Below are 14,832 nucleotides of genomic sequence, written 5' to 3'. Positions count from 1 at the left end.
CAGGAGCCCGGATTCAGACTGGGAATCCTACGTAGCGAAATCCACCTCTTATTTGCTGGTGGGCTTCAACACGAGGCACGTCAAATCATGATGAAATCTGTTCTCGCCGCGTCGGCCGTTCTGGTCGCGCTCTGCTCCGCTGCCGACGCCCGCAGCGTCGTGCATCATCCATCCATGGCGTCGGAAGCCACCGACCGGATGTCGCAGCTCCATCCGGCCTCCATGGCCAACGCGGCCATGACGGAGGATATGGGCTACGACGCGCATCAATATCACGGCGGCCCGAAGGAGAACGACTAGGGTCTACGGGGCGAGGTCTTGGTAACTGGCCGTGCTGTGACGATTTGATGGCAGGGACGCCGGCACCGGGGAACAGCCAAAGTCCCCGGTGCGGCCCGGCATTATGCCTTCACCTTCGGGTCGATCGGCGTCGTCCCGCGCAGGCCCAGAATGTCCTCGAGCAGCTTTGCGCCGGCGAGCACCTGTGCATCCGCGCGGGGTGCACCGACGACCTGCACGCCGACCGGCAGGCCCGATGCGGTGAAGCCGCACGGCAGCGACAGGGACGGACAGCACGCGAGGGTAATCGCGTAGACGATGCCGAGCCATTCGACATAGTTCTCGAACTGCTTGCCCGCGCATTCGGCGACATAGCGATGCTCGATCGGGAAGGGCGGCACGATCGTGGTCGGCGTCAGCAGCAGGTCGTAGGTCTTGAAGAACTCGACCGCGCGGGCGGTCATGCCGACGCGCTGGGCCTCGGCGCGCGCAAGCTGCTCGACCGTGAGTTTGAGGCCTTCCTCGATGTTCCAGATCACTTCGGGCTTGAGCAGGTCGCGCTTGGTGCGCAGCAAATTGGCCTTGGTGATCGCGAAGTCGAAGGCGCGCAGCACGTGGAAGCATTCATGCGCCTCGCGCCAGTCCGGATGCGCCTCCTCGACGATGGCGCCGGCTTCCGCGAAGCGTTCCGCTGCCTTGCGCGTGATCGCCTTGACTTCGGGATCAACGGGCGTGATGCCGAGATCAGGCGAATAGGCGATGCGCTTGGGCTTCTTGCCCGACTGTGCCGCCGACAGGAACGAGGTCGTGGGCGCCGGCAGCGACAGCGGATCGTCCGCATAGTCGCCGCTCATCGCGTCGAGCAGCAGTGCGAGATCCTCGACATTGCGCGCCATCGGGCCGACGACGCCGAGATTGCGGTCGATGGCCGATTTGGGGGTGTGCGCGACTCGGCCGATGCTCGGCCGCATGCCGACGACGCCGCAGAACGCTGCAGGGCTGCGCAAGCTGCCGCCCATGTCCGAGCCCTGCGCAAGCCAGGCCATGCCGGTCGCGAGCGCCACGGCGGCGCCGCCGGAGGAGCCCGCGGCGGACTTGGATGTATCCCAGGGATTGAGCGTCGCGCCGAACACCTCGTTGAAGGTGTTGGCGCCGGCGCCGAATTCCGGCGTGTTCGACTTGGCGTAGACGACCGCGCCGTTGGCCTCGAGGTTCTCGACCATGAGGTCGGAGGTCGCCGGGATGTTGTCCTTGAAGATCGGCGAGCCCTGGGTGTTCAGGACACCGGCGACGTCGGTCAGGTCCTTGATCGGCAGCGGCAGCCCCGCGAGCAGCCCGCGCGCGCCGGCCGGCTTCTGCATCAGCGCCTTGGCATTGTCGCGCGCGCGGTCGAAGCACAGCGTCGGCAGCGCATTGACCTTGCCGTCGACCTCCTTGACGCGCTTCTCCACCACATCCAGCAGCTCGAGTGGCGAGACGTCGCCGGAACGCAGCTTGTCGACGACGGCGCAGGCGGTTTCACGGATCAGGTCTTGAGACAACTATTTTACTCCTGTGCATATTTTGGTCCGTCATTGCGAGCGTAGCGAAGCAATCCAGTTTGCCACCGCGGCCACATTCCTGGATTGCTTCGCTGCGCTCGCAATGACGAGGATCGAGTTAACCCCAGCCGGCGCTGATGCCGCCGTCCACCGTATAGATCACGCCTGACGTATAGCCGGCGCGATCCGACGCGAGGAACGCCATGAGATCGCCGATCTCGCGCGCATGCGCAGGCCTGCCGAGCGGCAGGCTCTTCTGGAATTCCTTGTAGCGGCTCTCGTCGCCGAACTGGTGTTTTGCCCGCGTCTTGAGCAGGGTGACGTGGCGGTCGGTGCCGACAGGGCCGGGATTGATGCCGACCACGCGGATGTTGTCGGCGAGGCTCTTTCCCCCGAGCGCGCGGGTGAAGGCCATCAGCGCGGCATTGCCGGCGCTGCCGCAGATGTAGTTGGCGTCGAACTTCTCGCCGGCGGCACCAATGTCGTTGACGATGACGCCACCGCCCTTCGCCTTCATCTGGGCATAGATCTGCCGCGTCAGGTTGATGTAGCCGAACACTTTCAATTCCCAGGCGTGCCGCCAGGCCGCCTCGTCGATCTTGTCGATCGAGCCGCCGGGGATGTCGCCGGCATTGTTGACCAGGATGTCGATGTCGGCTGCCTCCCTGGCGAGTCGCGCCAGGTCATCGTCATTGCGCAGGTCCACGACGCTCGTCGTGGCATCGATCTGGTGCGCCGAGCGCAGGCGGTCAGCCAGCGCCTTGAGCTGGTCGCCGCTGCGGGCGGCGAGCAGGAGGTTTGCGCCTTCCTCGGCAAATGCCTCGGCGGCGGCTGCGCCAATGCCCTTGGACGCGCCCGTGATCAGGACGCGCTTGCCACGCAGATGCAGATCCATGAGGGGTACTCGCTCGGTGGGATACAGGATGAAATCAGTAGGCGCTCGGCCGCGCCATGGTCAACATTGCAGTGCAGCGTTGCACTGCCGCCGACTTTGGTCCATTGCAGTGCGGTCAAAAAGGCGGCGGCTGCCGGACCAACCAAGGACGTTTTCGATGAGCAAGAAACAATACCGGATCGCAGTCATTCCCGGCGACGGCATCGGCAAGGAAGTGATGCCGGAAGGCCTGCGCGTGATGGAGGCAGCCGCGAAGAAGCACGGCGTGTCCCTGCAGTTCGACCATTTCGACTTCTCGTCCTGGGATTATTACGAGAAGCACGGCCAGATGATGCCGGATGACTGGAAGGAGAAGATCGGCAAGCACGATGCGATCTATTTCGGCGCGGTCGGCTGGCCGGCCAAGATTCCGGATCACGTCTCGCTGTGGGGCTCGCTGATCAAATTCCGCCGCGAGTTCGACCAGTACGTGAACCTGCGCCCGGTGCGGCTGATGCCCGGCGTGCCGTCGCCGCTGGCCAACCGCAAGCCCGGCGATATCGATTTCTGGGTGGTGCGCGAGAACACGGAAGGCGAATATTCCTCCGTCGGCGGCCGCATGTTCCCGGATACCGACCGCGAGTTCGTGACGCAGCAGACGGTGATGACCCGCACCGGCGTCGACCGCATCCTGAAGTTCGCCTTCGAGCTCGCCCAGTCGCGGCCGAAGAAGCACCTGACCTCGGCGACCAAGTCGAACGGCATCTCCATCACCATGCCCTATTGGGATGAGCGCGTGGAGGCAATGGCCAAGAAGTTCCCGGGCGTGAAGTGGGACAAGTACCACATCGACATTCTCACCGCGAACTTCGTGCTGCATCCGGACTGGTTCGACGTCGTGGTCGGCTCCAACCTGTTCGGCGACATCCTCTCCGACCTCGGTCCGGCCTGCACCGGCACGATCGGCATTGCGCCGTCGGGCAACATCAATCCGGAGGGCGATTTCCCGTCGGTGTTCGAGCCGGTGCACGGCTCGGCGCCTGACATCGCGGGGCAAGGCATCGCCAACCCGATCGGCATGATCTGGTCCGGCGCGATGATGCTCGAGCATCTCGGCGAGAAGGTCGCCGGCAAGTCGATCGTCGAGGCGATCGAGCGCACCCTGGCCGAGCGCACGCTGCGGACCAAGGACCTCGGCGGCAATGCCGACACCACGGCCTGCGGCAAGGCCGTCGCGGACATGGTGGACTGAGGCGGGAGTGACCCTGCGTAGGGTGGGTTAGCCGAAGGCGTAACCCACCACTGTTTGTATCCGCAGAGACAGAAGAGGTGGGTTACGCCGAGCAGATGCGCTTTGCGCATCTGCGGGGCTAACCCACCCTACGACACCACGTACGACTTCCGCGCCGGGTCGAAGATCAGCCCACGATCTTTTCGATCGCAGCCTGATCCAGCCCGAACTTCTTGCCGGCCTCAATAATCTCCTGCCAGGTGGTGGGATCGACAGGAATGCCTTCGGCGAGGCGCTTCTTCTTGGTTTCGCGCTCGGGCTCGCCGGCGATCTTCACCTTGTCGACGCCGGGGCCGGGAGGCGAGCCGGTGTGCCAGGCAACGAAGCTTTCGACTTCGCTCGCGAGGTTTTCACCGGTGCCCAGCTTATTGGGGTCGATGACGATCGAGAGCATGCCGTTGAGGACGTTGAACTTGCCGTCGGACGGGCCCTTGACCACCTGCCCGCCGGAGAGCGCGCCGCCGAGGATTTCGCACACCAGTGCGAGCCCCGAACCCTTGTGCTCGCCGAACGGCAGGATGGCGCCGTGCGGCGGGATCACGGTGTAGCGCGGATTGACGGTGGGCTTGCCCTCGTTGTCGATGATGGTGCCGGGCTCGAGCTCGACGCCCTTGTTGTGGGCGACGCGGGTCTTGCCCTGCGCGATCCTGCTGGTGGCGAAGTCGAGCACGATGGGCTCCTTGCCCTTGCGCGGGATGCCGACGCAGAACGGGTTGGTGCCGTGGCGCGCATCGCTGCCGCCCCAGGGCGCCACGATCGGGCGCGAGATCACATTGACGAAATGGATCGAGACCAGCCCGTGGTCGATGCACTGCTCGGCCCAGTGGCCGATGCGGCCGATGTGGTGCGAGTTGGAGAGGCCGACGAGGCACACGCCGTTTTGCTTGGCGCGCGCTGCCGCCAGCTCCATCGCCTCATGGCCGATCACCTGGCCGTAGCCGGTGAGGCCGTCGAGGGTGAGAAGGGGACCCGTGTCGAGCACGATCTTGACGTGCGCGTTCACGGCGAGGCCGCCGTTAGTGACGCTCTGGACATAGCGCGGGATCATGCCGACGCCATGGGAGTCATGTCCCTTGAGGTTGGCCTCGACGAGATTGGTGGACACGAGCTCGGCCTCGCGGTCCGAGGAGCCGCCCGCCTTGACGATGGCGCGGATGGCGTTGGTGAGCGGCTCTGCCTTGATGGTGCGATAGTCGGCCATTGTTGTTGTTCTTATCCTTTCACGATCCGGCGGCAATGGACCCATGCCGCTTCAATCAGGTTTTCGCTCGCTTCCGGCGTGCGGAAGGCGGAATGCGCCGACAGCGTCACGTTCGGAATTTTGGTGAGGGGATGATCGCCGGGCAGGGGCTCGATGTTGAAGACATCGAGGCCGGCATGGCGGATGTGGCCCGATTTCAGCGCGTCGATCATCGCTTGCTCGTCGACGATGGCGGCGCGGGCGGTGTTGACGAAGATGACGCCCGGCTTCATTTTTGCGATTGTCTCGCGCGTGATCATGCCCCGCGTCTCGTCGTTGAGCAGCAGGTGCAGCGACACGACGTCGCTCCGCGCCAGCAGCGTGTCGAGATCGGTGAACTCGACGCCCGGATGGCTCTTCGGCGAACGGTTCCAGGCGATCACCTTCATGCCGCTGCCGGAGGCGATGCGCGCGACCTCGGCTGCGATGCCGCCGAAGCCGATCAGGCCGAGCGTCTTGCCGGTGAGCTGCATACCATCCTCGCGCAGCCAGCTTCCCGCGCGCATCTCGCGGTCCATCATCGCGATGACGCGGGCCGAGGCCCACATCAGAGCGATCGCGGATTCCGCGACCGCGGTATCGCCATAGCCCTTGATCAGATGCACGGAGATGCCGAGCTCGGCGAGCTCCTCCGGGTTCATATAGCTGCGCGCGCCGGTGCCGAGGAAGACGACGTGCTTCAATCCTGCGCACTTCTTCGCGACCTCGGTCGGAAGCGCCGTGTGATCAACGATCGCGATCTCGGCGCCGTCCAGGATCTCAGGATATTGCTCGGGCTTGATGTCGGGATCCCTGTGGATCCGCACCTTGGGATCGCCTGATTTCTCCAGCCGCTCCATGATCACGGCGAGGGCTTCGTTGGCGTCGACGAAAACTCCGCGCATGGTTCTCTCCGGTCAGGATGCGACGCCGGCGATCGCCAGCACGGTATGCATGAGAACGTTGGTCCCCGCGGCGCAGTCGGGCTGCGTGGCGTCTTCCAGCTCGTTGTGGCTGATGCCGTCCTTGCAGGGCACGAACACCATCGCCGCAGGCATCACGGTGTTGAGGTTGCAGGCGTCGTGGCCGGCGCCGGAGGTGATACGGCGCGCGGAATAGCCGAGCGTCTTCGCCGCGTTCTCGACGGCTGCGATCAGCTTGGGATCGAAATGCGTCGGCGGCTTGCGCCAGACGAGGTCGATCTTCACGTCGACCTTGCGGCGCGCGGCGATCTCGGCAATGGCGGCGCGCAGATCGCGGTCGAGCGCATCCATGATCGCGCCATCGGCGCTGCGGCAATCCATAGTGAAGGCGATCTCGCCGGGGATGACGTTGCGCGAGGGATTTGCGATCACGGCCTCGCCGATGGTGCCGACCGCGTTCGGCCCGTGCTTCTTGGCGATCGCCTCCATCGCCAGCACGATCTCGGAGAGCGTTGCCAGCGCATCGCGCCGCAGCGGCATCGGGGTCGAGCCCGCATGGCTCTCGAAGCCGGAAATCTTGCCGTCGTACCAGAGCACGCCCTGGCCGGAATCGACCACGCCGATGGTCTTGCCTTCGGCTTCGAGGATCGGTCCCTGCTCGATGTGCAGCTCGACGAAGCAGCCGAGCTTCTGGAAGCCGACCGGCTTCTCGCCGCGATAACCGATGCTGTCGAGCGCCTGGCCGACGGTCGTGCCGTCGATATCCTTGCGCGACAGGATGTCGTCGGTGGTGAAATCGCCGACATAGGCCGCGGAGGCCATCATCGCCGGAGCGAAGCGCGAGCCTTCCTCGTTGGTCCAGTTGACGATGCAGATCGGCGCGTCCGTCTCGATGCCGGCGTCGTTCAGCGTACGGATCACTTCCAGCGCGCCGAGCGTGCCGAGGATGCCGTCATATTTGCCGCCGGTCGGCTGGGTGTCGAGATGCGAGCCGATACCGACGGGCAGCTTCGACATGTCGCGGCCCTTGCGTAGGCCGAACTGCGAGCCGAGCGCATCGACGTGGACTTCCAGTCCGGCATCCTCGCAGGCCTTGCGGAACCAGTCGCGCACCTGCTTGTCTTCTGCGCTCAGTGTCAGCCGCCGCACACCGCCCTTGGCCGTCCCGCCGAATTGCGCGGTCTCGTGGATGGAGCCCCACAGGCGGGCGGAATCGATTTGCAGGTTCGTGGCGGCTCGGCTCATGCGTTGGGTCTCTCGATTATCCGGCGCCTTTTTCAATGACCCGCCAGCGCGGGCGCGTCAACCGCAAGGCTCCTCTGCGCAATCTGCCGTGCAAGCTCGGCGACGCGCTCCACGGCGACGACGTCGGGCGAGGCGAGCCAGCTCGCGGTGAATGTCAGCGGCGCGATCGCAAGATCGGTGTCGAGAAGCTGCAGCCGCCCGTCGGCAAGCTCTTTCTCGACGATAGCGTCCGGGATCACGGCGATGCCGAGCCCTTCGATCGCCATGTGAATGACGGTCGCCAGCGAAGCGGACGCATGCAGGCGGATCGGCGGCAGCTCCGGCCGGTCGAACACCTCGCGCACGACCTCGTAAGGCCTGGTCTTGCGCGGGAAGGTGATGATCGGAAACCGCGCGAGCTCGGCGCGCGTCACCGGGCCGTTGCCGAGCCCGAGCGAGGGGCTCGCGAGGAAGCCGATCGGATAATCGGCGAGCACGCGATTGTGCACGCCGGAGGCTGACAAAGGTCCCACCACGAAGGCCAGCTCGATCTCCTGCGCGAGCAGGCGCGCGGTGAGGTTCGGCGTGATGTCGACCTCGATCTCCAGCGACAGGTTCGGATAGACCTCGTTCACGCTCTTCACGAGGCGCGGCAGCCAGGTGTGCACGATGGTCTCGGCGACACCGAGGCGCATCACGCCGCGCATCGCCGAGCGGTCGCCGATCTCCGCCATCATGGCTGCGCGCAGGCCAATCAGCTTTTCCGCGTAGACCATCATCTGCCGTCCGCTCGGCGTCGGCGAGGCCACGCGATGGTCGCGGTTGAGGAGCTTCACGCCCATCTCGCGCTCGAGCTGGGCGATGCGCTGGGAGATCGCCGGCTGGGTCGTATTGAGCCTTGCTGCAGCGCCGCGAAAGCTGCCGAGCTTCACAACCCAGAGAAAGGTTTCGATCGACCTGAAGTCCAGCATTGGAAGGATTTTCCTGATCGATAAATTGGATTTATCGATATCGATTAGAAAGGAAGATTAGACTTTATAGCACGCTTGGTGTTGGCTGTCTTTGTCGAGTTTATAGGCAGGTCAATCCGATGACTGTTTTGGTGGCAGCGCAGCAAACTGAAACAACCGACACCCTCCCGAGCCGTCAGGCCCGGCGCGCCTATCGTGGCGGTGAGGTGGGTTCCACGGCCGGGGTCGCCCCCGGCTTCGTCCAGGGCAATCTGGCGATCCTGCCGGCCGAATACGCCAGCGCCTTTCACCGCTTCTGCACGCTCAATCCGAAGCCGTGCCCGATCATCGGCATGTCCGACGTCGGCAGCCCATACATCCCCGCGCTCGGCGCCGATCTCGACATCCGTACCGACGTGCCGCGCTACCGCGTCTGGCGCGACGGTGAGGTGGTGGACGAGCCGACCGACGTCACCAGCTTTTGGCGCGATGATCTCGTGACCTTCGTGCTCGGCTGTTCGTTCTCGTTCGAGGAAGCGCTGCTCGACGAGGGCATGCCGATCCGCCACATCGAACAGAATGTGCGCGTGCCGATGTACCGCACCAACATCGCCTGCGGCGAGGCCGGTCCTTTCGCCGGCCCCATGGTGGTGTCGATGCGTCCGTTCAAGCCGGCCGATGCGATCCGCGCGGTGCAGATCACCTCGCGCTATCCCGCTGTGCACGGCGCGCCCGTGCATCTCGGCCATCCGCATCTGATCGGCATCAAGGACATCGCCAAGCCCGATTACGGTGATCCCGTACCTGTCGCCGACGACGAGATCCCGGTGTTCTGGGCCTGTGGCGTGACGCCGCAATCGGTCATCAACGCCGCCAAGCTGCCGTTCGCGATCACGCATTCGCCCGGCTTGATGCTGGTGACGGATCTGAAGAACAGGAACATGGCCGTGATTTAGTAGGCAGCGTTTGCTGCTTCTTCGGGCTTTACGCTCTCCACCAATCACTTCATTCGATACGCGCAAATTCAGTAACAGGGAAATTCACCCATGACGATCACTCGCCGCGACGTTCTATTAGGTGCCACCGCTACCGCTGCGCTGGTGCCGCTAGCCGCACGTGCGCAGACCTCGGAGGTCGTCATCGGCGTCATCTATCCGTTCTCCGGCGGCAGCGCCCAGCAGGGCGTCGACGCGCAGAAGGCCTATGAGACCGCGCTCGAGGTCATCAACAAGGACACCGATTTCGACCTGCCGCTCGCCAAGGGCGAGGGCCTGCCGGGCCTCGGCGGCGCCAAGGTGCGTCTCGTGTTCGCCGACCACCAGGCCGACCCGCAGAAGGGCCGCGCCGAAGCCGAGCGCCTGATCACGCAGGAGAAGGTCTCCGCCATCATCGGCACCTATCAGAGCGCGGTCGCCGTCACCGTCAGCCAGATCTGCGAACGCTACCAGATCCCGTTCGTCTCGGCCGACAACTCCTCGCCGAGCCTGCATCGCCGCGGCCTCAAATATTACTTCCGCGCCGCGCCGCACGACGAGATGTACTCGGCCGCGATGTTCGACTTCTTCGATGCCATGAAGAAGAAGGGCACCAAGATCGAGACGCTGTCGCTGTTCCACGAGGACACCATCTTCGGCACCGATTCCGGCAACGCCCAGGCCAAGATCGCCGGCGAGCGCGGCTACAAGATCGTCACGGACATCAAGTACCGCGCCAACTCGCCCTCGCTCTCGGCCGAAGTGCAGCAGCTCAAGACCGCCAATGCCGACGTGCTGATGCCCTCGAGCTACACCACCGACGGCATCCTGCTGGTCAAGACCATGGCCGAGCTCGGCTACAAGCCGAACGCGATCGTGGCGCAAGACGCCGGCTTCTCCGAGAAGGCGCTCTATGACGCCGTCGGCGACAAGCTCGAAGGCGTGATCTCGCGCGGCACCTTCTCGCTCGACCTCGCGCAGAAGCGTCCGATGGTCGGCAAGATCAACGACATGTTCAAGGCGCGCTCGGGCAAGGACTTCAACGACCTCACCTCGCGCCAGTTCATGGGTCTGATCATCCTCGCCGACGCGATCAACCGCGCCAAGTCGGCCGATGGCGAGAAGATCCGCGACGCGCTCGCCGCCACCGACATCCCGGGCGAGCAGACCATCATGCCCTGGAAGCGCGTCAAGTTCGACGAGGCCGGCCAGAACAACGACGCCGACCCGGTGCTGCTGCAATATATCGGCGGCAAGTTCGTCACCATCTTCCCGCCGCAGGCCGCGATCGCCGAAGCGACCTGGCCGATGAAGTAAGCGCTGCGGGAGCAGCGGGAGCTCAGATGTAGCTCCCGCCCTCATCCTGAGGAGCGGGCGCAGCCCGCGTCTCGAAGGACGAGGGCGGGCCATCCTTCGAGACGCGCGCTCACGCGCGCTCCTCAGGATGAGGACGTATTTCGGGGGACAGACTTTTGACAGCCCAAGCCATTATCCAGAGTCTCGCGAGCGGCCTTCTCATGGGCCTGCTCTACGGGCTGATCGCGGTCGGCCTCGCGCTGATCTTCGGCCTGATGGACGTCACGAACTTCGCCCATGGCGAGTTCCTGATGATCGCGATGTACCTGTCCTTCTTCCTGTTCGCGTTCTTCGCGATCGACCCCTTGCTGTCCGCGCCGCTGGTCGCGGCGGCGCTCTTCATCTTCGGAGCGGTGGTCTACTTATTGATCGTACGCTTCGCCATGCGGGCCAAGGCCAATGCCGGCATGGTGCAGATCTTCACCACTTTCGGCCTCGCCATCGTGATGCGCGGCCTCGCGCAGTACTTCTTCACGCCTGACTATCGCAGCATTCCGCAGTCCTGGCTCGGCGGCAAGACCATCTCGATTGCCGGCATCTTCCTGCCGGAGCCGCAACTGGTCGGGGCGCTGGTCTCGATCGCGGCCTTCGCCGGTCTCTATTTCTTCATCCACCGCACCGACTTCGGCCGCGCGCTGGAGGCCACCCGCGAGGATCCCGGCGCGGTCGCGCTGGTCGGCATCGACAAGAACCGCGTGTTCGCGTTCGGCTGGGGCCTTGGCGCCGCGCTGGTCGGTCTTGCTGGCGCGATCATGGCGGTGTTCTTCTACATCTATCCCGACGTCGGCGCCTCCTTCGCCCTGATCGCCTATGTCACGGTGGCGCTCGGCGGCTTCGGCAGCGTGTTCGGCGCCTTCGCCGGCGGCATCATCGTCGGCCTCGTCGAGGCGGTGACCGCACTGGTGTTGCCGCCGTCGCTGAAATCGGTCGGCATCTACGCCGTCTATCTCCTCGTCGTCTTCATCCGGCCGCGTGGCCTGTTCGGGTCGATGTGATGGACAAGAATTTTGCCGCGCGGCGCCGCCGCGACCTCATCATCGCCGCGGTCCTGGCCGGGCTCGCAGCCCTCGCGCCGCTGTTCATCAAGGATGTCTACGTCCAGAACATCCTGATCCTGACCCTGATGTACGCCGCGCTGTCGCAGAGCTGGAACATCCTCTCCGGCTATTGTGGCCAGATCTCGCTGGGCCACGCGCTCTATTTCGGCATCGGCGCCTACACCACCGAGCTCTTGTTCACCAAGTTCGGCGTGCTGCCCTGGTTCGGCATGCTCGCCGGCGGTGTCATCGCGGCTGTGATCGCGATGGGGCTCGGCTATCCCTTCTTCCGCCTGCGCGGCCATTACTTCGTGATCGCGACCATCGTCATCGCCGAGATCGGCCTGCTGCTGTTCCAGAACTGGGAGTGGGCGGGGGCTGCGATGGGCATCACCGTTCCGGTGCGCGGCGATAGCTGGCTGAAATTCCAGTTCATGCGCAGCAAGCTGCCGTACTTCTATTTCGCGCTGGTGCTGTGCAGCCTCGCCTGGTTCGTCACCTGGTGGCTGGAAGATTCCAAATGGGGTTTCTGGTGGCGCGCGGTGAAGGACAATCCGGAGGCGGCTGAAAGCCTCGGCGTCGTCGTGTTCAACTCCAAGATGGGCGCGGCCGCGGTCTCCGCCTTCCTCGTCGCCATCGGCGGCGCCTTCTATGCGCAGTTTCTCGCCTATATCGATCCTGAAAGCGTGATGGGCTTCCAGTTCTCGCTGCTGATGGCCCTGCCGGCGGTGCTCGGCGGCATCGGCACGCTCTGGGGGCCCGTGCTTGGTGCGGCCATCCTGATCCCGATGACCGAGCTGACGCGCTCCTATATCGGCGGCTCCGGCCGCGGCGTCGACCTCATCGTCTACGGCGCACTGATCGTGGCGATCTCGCTGGCCCTGCCGCGGGGATTGGTCAGCTTGTTCTCCCGTTCAAAAGCGAAAGGAGCCACGCGATGACCGCGCTCCTTGAAACCCGCGGCGTCTGGCAGCGATTCGGCGGCCTCATTGCCAACAGCGACGTCTCGATCTCGGTCGGCCGCGGCGAGATCGTCGGTCTGATCGGCCCGAACGGCGCCGGCAAGTCGACGCTGTTCAATCTCATCGCCGGCGTCCTGCCGCCGACCCAGGGTTCGATCTGGTTCGACGGCGAGGATGTCACCCATCTGCCGGCCGCCGAGCGCTGCCAACGCGGTGTCGGCCGCACCTTCCAGGTGGTCAAGAGTTTCGAGACCATGACCGTCATCGACAACGTCATCGTCGGAGCACTCGTGCGCAACACCGTGATGCGCGAGGCGCGCCGCAAGGCGCATGAGGTGCTGGAGTTCACCGGCCTCGCCGCCCGCGCCGACGTGCTCGCCAGCGACCTCGTGCCGGCCGAGAAGCGCCGCCTCGAAGTCGCCCGTGCGCTCGCGACCGAACCGAAACTGCTGCTGCTCGACGAAGTCCTCACCGGCCTCACGCCGACCGAGGCGCAGACCGGCGTGGCGTTGGTGCGCAAGGTTCGCGATGCCGGCATTACCGTGCTGATGGTCGAGCATGTCATGGAGATCGTGATGCCGCTGGTTGATCGCGCCATCGTGCTCGACCTCGGCAAGGTGCTGGTCGAGGGCAAGCCCGCCGACGTCGTCCGCGATCCCAAGGTGATCAAGGCATATCTGGGAGATCGTCATGCTGTCGGTGCATGAAGTCACGACCGCCTATCAGGGCCTGGTCGCGATCTCCGCGGTCAGCATCGAGGTCACCAAGGGCGAAATCGTCTGTGTCGCCGGCGCCAACGGCGCCGGCAAGTCGACGCTGCTCAAATCGATCGCCGGTGCCGAGCGTCCGCGCTCGGGCACCGTGACCTTCGACGGCAAGCGTCTCAACGGCATGGCGCAGCACCACATCACGGCGGCCGGCATCGCCTATGTGCCGGAGAACCGCCGCCTGTTCCCGCGCCTGTCGGTGCGCGACAATCTTCGCCTCGGCAGCTATCTCTACCGCGGCGAGGCCGATCGTGAAGGCCCGCTCGATCTCGTCTTCAAGCTGTTTCCGCGTCTGGCCGAACGTCTCGACCAGCGCGCCGAGACGCTCTCCGGCGGCGAGCAGCAGATGCTCGCCATCGGCCGCGCGCTGATGACGCGCCCGCGGCTCTTGATGCTGGACGAGCCCTCCCAGGGCATCATGCCAAAACTGGTCGACGAGATTTTCCAGGCCGTGAAGCTCATCCGCGACTCCGGCATGACCGTCCTGATCGTCGAGCAGCGCATGGCCGAGTGCCTCGAGATAGCCGACCGTGCCTACATCCTGCAAACCGGCCGCGTGCTGATGCAGGGCCCGTCCGCGGAGATCAAGGGCAATCCCGACGTGCGCAAGGCGTATCTGGGGCTGTAGGCGCTACCGTCATTGCGAGGAGCGAAGCGACGAAGCAATCCAGGCTGTCAATGCTGAGGCAGTCTGGATTGCTTCGCTGCGCTCGCAATGACGAGGTTAGAGCCGGGGCTCAATGCTCGTGCCCGTGCTCCGGCAGCGTCACCCCGAACACCTTCACCAGATCCGTCACCTGCTCCGGTGACAGATACCGCGGGTTCATCCCGCGCAGCAGCAGGTACAGCTTCGCCGTCTCCTCCAGCTCCTCCGTCGCGAACACCGCGGCTTCCAGCGTGTCGCCGGCGACGACCGGGCCGTGATTGGCGAGCAGCACGGACGAATACTTCCCCGCCAGCCCCTTGATGGCATCCGCGACCGCGGGATCGCCGGGGCGGTAATAGGGCACGAGCGCGGTGGCGCCGCACTTCATCAGATAATAGGCCGTCATCGGCGGCAGCGCGGCGCGCGGATCGATCTCGGGCAGCATCGAGAGCGCGACCGAATGGGTGGAGTGCAGGTGCACGATTGCGCGGGCGCTGCCGCGCGTGTCGTAGAGCGCATTGTGCAGCGGAACTTCCTTGGTCGGTGCGTCGCCCGAAACCAGCCGGCCCTGGTCGTCCAGCCGCGACAGTTTTGCGGGATCGAGGAAGCCGAGCGACGCATTGGTCGGCGTCACCAGCCAGCCGCCGCCATCCAGCCTGACGCTGATATTGCCCGAGGAGCCCGGCGTCAGCCCGCGCTCGAACAGGGACCGCCCGAAGCGGCAGATATCCTCACGCAGCCGTGTCTCGTTGCTCGTTTCAGTTTTCATGGCCGTCATGCCCGCTTGTC

At 64.9% G+C, this 14,832-nt stretch carries 15 protein-coding genes; 8 read left to right on the top strand and 7 right to left on the bottom strand.

Annotation, left to right across the window (positions count from 1 at the left end; all coding sequences use genetic code 11):
- Positions 1 to 87 precede the first annotated feature (87 nt).
- On the top strand, positions 88 to 300 hold the full coding sequence (locus VGR99_RS03860) for a hypothetical protein (RefSeq protein ID WP_326896979.1): 213 nt from the start codon (positions 88 to 90) through the stop codon (positions 298 to 300).
- A 101-nt stretch (positions 301 to 401) separates the two neighbouring features.
- On the opposite strand, the gene VGR99_RS03855 is transcribed toward VGR99_RS03860, so the two are convergent.
- Together VGR99_RS03855 and VGR99_RS03850 are read right to left on the bottom strand one after the other, a co-directional pair.
- Positions 402 to 1,820, bottom strand: coding sequence for an amidase (locus VGR99_RS03855; RefSeq protein ID WP_326896978.1), 1,419 nt, complete (start codon positions 1,818 to 1,820; stop codon positions 402 to 404).
- A gap of 118 nt (positions 1,821 to 1,938) precedes the next feature.
- Entirely contained in the window at positions 1,939 to 2,715 is a 777-nt protein-coding gene (locus VGR99_RS03850) for an SDR family oxidoreductase (protein ID WP_326896977.1), read from the bottom strand.
- A gap of 157 nt (positions 2,716 to 2,872) precedes the next feature.
- On the opposite strand from VGR99_RS03850, the gene VGR99_RS03845 reads away from it, so the two are divergent.
- Complete coding sequence (locus VGR99_RS03845; RefSeq protein ID WP_326896976.1) at positions 2,873 to 3,946, top strand: tartrate dehydrogenase; 1,074 nt, start codon at positions 2,873 to 2,875, stop codon at positions 3,944 to 3,946.
- 166 nt (positions 3,947 to 4,112) lie between these two features.
- On the opposite strand, the gene VGR99_RS03840 is transcribed toward VGR99_RS03845, so the two are convergent.
- Genes VGR99_RS03840 through VGR99_RS03825 form a run of 4 tightly spaced genes read right to left on the bottom strand, consistent with a single transcriptional unit; the run spans position 4,113 to position 8,322 of the window.
- Complete coding sequence (locus VGR99_RS03840; RefSeq protein ID WP_326896975.1) at positions 4,113 to 5,186, bottom strand: malate/lactate/ureidoglycolate dehydrogenase; 1,074 nt, start codon at positions 5,184 to 5,186, stop codon at positions 4,113 to 4,115.
- 11 nt (positions 5,187 to 5,197) lie between these two features.
- The gene (locus VGR99_RS03835) at positions 5,198 to 6,109 is read right to left on the bottom strand and encodes an NAD(P)-dependent oxidoreductase (protein WP_326896974.1); all 912 of its coding nucleotides are present in this window, start codon (positions 6,107 to 6,109) and stop codon (positions 5,198 to 5,200) included.
- A 12-nt stretch (positions 6,110 to 6,121) separates the two neighbouring features.
- On the bottom strand, positions 6,122 to 7,372 hold the full coding sequence (locus VGR99_RS03830) for a Zn-dependent hydrolase (protein ID WP_326896973.1): 1,251 nt from the start codon (positions 7,370 to 7,372) through the stop codon (positions 6,122 to 6,124).
- Between the two features lie 32 nt (positions 7,373 to 7,404).
- Complete coding sequence (locus VGR99_RS03825; RefSeq protein WP_326896972.1) at positions 7,405 to 8,322, bottom strand: LysR family transcriptional regulator; 918 nt, start codon at positions 8,320 to 8,322, stop codon at positions 7,405 to 7,407.
- A 119-nt stretch (positions 8,323 to 8,441) separates the two neighbouring features.
- Here VGR99_RS03825 and VGR99_RS03820 point away from each other — a divergent pair, with 119 nt between their 5' ends.
- From VGR99_RS03820 to VGR99_RS03795, 6 genes are all read left to right on the top strand, one after another.
- Positions 8,442 to 9,257 carry a putative hydro-lyase gene (locus VGR99_RS03820; protein WP_326896971.1) on the top strand — a complete coding sequence of 272 codons (816 nt, stop codon included), beginning with the start codon at positions 8,442 to 8,444 and terminating at the stop codon, positions 9,255 to 9,257.
- Between the two features lie 90 nt (positions 9,258 to 9,347).
- The gene (locus tag VGR99_RS03815) at positions 9,348 to 10,592 is read left to right on the top strand and encodes an ABC transporter substrate-binding protein (RefSeq protein WP_326896970.1); all 1,245 of its coding nucleotides are present in this window, start codon (positions 9,348 to 9,350) and stop codon (positions 10,590 to 10,592) included.
- Positions 10,593 to 10,792: 200 nt separating this feature from the next.
- A complete protein-coding gene (locus VGR99_RS03810; RefSeq protein ID WP_326897209.1) occupies positions 10,793 to 11,626 on the top strand; it encodes a branched-chain amino acid ABC transporter permease in 834 nt (277 codons plus the stop codon).
- On the top strand, positions 11,626 to 12,609 hold the full coding sequence (locus VGR99_RS03805) for a branched-chain amino acid ABC transporter permease (protein WP_326896969.1): 984 nt from the start codon (positions 11,626 to 11,628) through the stop codon (positions 12,607 to 12,609). The genes VGR99_RS03810 and VGR99_RS03805 overlap by 1 nt, the downstream gene beginning before the upstream one ends.
- Positions 12,606 to 13,337 (top strand): ABC transporter ATP-binding protein, encoded by a 732-nt coding sequence (locus tag VGR99_RS03800; protein ID WP_326896968.1) that lies wholly within the window; start codon positions 12,606 to 12,608, stop codon positions 13,335 to 13,337. Before VGR99_RS03805 ends, VGR99_RS03800 begins: the two co-directional genes overlap by 4 nt.
- A complete protein-coding gene (locus VGR99_RS03795) occupies positions 13,321 to 14,025 on the top strand; it encodes an ABC transporter ATP-binding protein (protein WP_326896967.1) in 705 nt (234 codons plus the stop codon). Before VGR99_RS03800 ends, VGR99_RS03795 begins: the two co-directional genes overlap by 17 nt.
- A 109-nt stretch (positions 14,026 to 14,134) precedes the next feature.
- Here the strand turns inward: VGR99_RS03795 and VGR99_RS03790 are convergent, their stop codons facing one another.
- A complete protein-coding gene (locus VGR99_RS03790) occupies positions 14,135 to 14,821 on the bottom strand; it encodes an aldolase (protein ID WP_326896966.1) in 687 nt (228 codons plus the stop codon).
- Positions 14,822 to 14,832: the final 11 nt, after the last annotated feature.

This window comes from Bradyrhizobium sp. (genome assembly GCF_035935975.1).
Lineage (GTDB): Bacteria > Pseudomonadota > Alphaproteobacteria > Rhizobiales > Xanthobacteraceae > Bradyrhizobium.
This window is presented reverse-complemented; position numbering and strand designations above follow the sequence as displayed.

Excerpts from the sequence above, each read along its gene's own strand:
- VGR99_RS03850 (WP_326896977.1), bottom strand. The coding sequence starts at position 2,715 with ATGGATCTGCATCTGCGTGGCAAGCGCGTCCTGATCACGGGCGCGTCC.
- VGR99_RS03835 (WP_326896974.1), bottom strand. The coding sequence starts at position 6,109 with ATGCGCGGAGTTTTCGTCGACGCCAACGAAGCCCTCGCCGTGATCATG.
- VGR99_RS03805 (WP_326896969.1), top strand. The coding sequence starts at position 11,626 with ATGGACAAGAATTTTGCCGCGCGGCGCCGCCGCGACCTCATCATCGCC.
- VGR99_RS03790 (WP_326896966.1), bottom strand. The coding sequence starts at position 14,821 with ATGACGGCCATGAAAACTGAAACGAGCAACGAGACACGGCTGCGTGAG.
- VGR99_RS03800 (WP_326896968.1), top strand. The coding sequence starts at position 12,606 with ATGACCGCGCTCCTTGAAACCCGCGGCGTCTGGCAGCGATTCGGCGGC.
- VGR99_RS03845 (WP_326896976.1), top strand. The coding sequence starts at position 2,873 with ATGAGCAAGAAACAATACCGGATCGCAGTCATTCCCGGCGACGGCATC.
- VGR99_RS03840 (WP_326896975.1), bottom strand. The coding sequence starts at position 5,186 with ATGGCCGACTATCGCACCATCAAGGCAGAGCCGCTCACCAACGCCATC.
- VGR99_RS03820 (WP_326896971.1), top strand. The coding sequence starts at position 8,442 with ATGACTGTTTTGGTGGCAGCGCAGCAAACTGAAACAACCGACACCCTC.
- VGR99_RS03810 (WP_326897209.1), top strand. The coding sequence starts at position 10,793 with ATGGGCCTGCTCTACGGGCTGATCGCGGTCGGCCTCGCGCTGATCTTC.
- VGR99_RS03830 (WP_326896973.1), bottom strand. The coding sequence starts at position 7,372 with ATGAGCCGAGCCGCCACGAACCTGCAAATCGATTCCGCCCGCCTGTGG.
- VGR99_RS03815 (WP_326896970.1), top strand. The coding sequence starts at position 9,348 with ATGACGATCACTCGCCGCGACGTTCTATTAGGTGCCACCGCTACCGCT.
- VGR99_RS03795 (WP_326896967.1), top strand. The coding sequence starts at position 13,321 with ATGCTGTCGGTGCATGAAGTCACGACCGCCTATCAGGGCCTGGTCGCG.
- VGR99_RS03825 (WP_326896972.1), bottom strand. The coding sequence starts at position 8,322 with ATGCTGGACTTCAGGTCGATCGAAACCTTTCTCTGGGTTGTGAAGCTC.
- VGR99_RS03860 (WP_326896979.1), top strand. The coding sequence starts at position 88 with ATGATGAAATCTGTTCTCGCCGCGTCGGCCGTTCTGGTCGCGCTCTGC.